Here is a 230-nt window from a genome sequence, read left to right on the forward strand (position 1 = left end):
GTCTTAACGGTGAGACCATCGACCACAAGAAGTACATCAAGACGTATCGCTATCAGGTGATGCGTGTGGTGCGTGACATCGAACAGGGTTCCGTATCCGAAGACGACATGGCTCGACTCCGGAACTTTTGTCAAATGGCGATCACGTTGATGGAACATGCGCCGATTTCGCAAATACAGGCCGCGTGGCGAGATACTGAAATTCTTGCGTTCGAGCACAACGGTATTGAC

The 230-nt window shown here is 50.9% G+C and carries 1 protein-coding gene; it reads left to right on the forward strand.

From position 1 onward, the window contains the following. On the forward strand, nucleotides 1–230 hold a 230-nt coding region (locus AC1RPQ_RS08730), incomplete at both ends, for a hypothetical protein (RefSeq protein ID WP_481762391.1).

Source organism: Dellaglioa sp. CoH-57-MRSF-21, assembly GCF_056781915.1.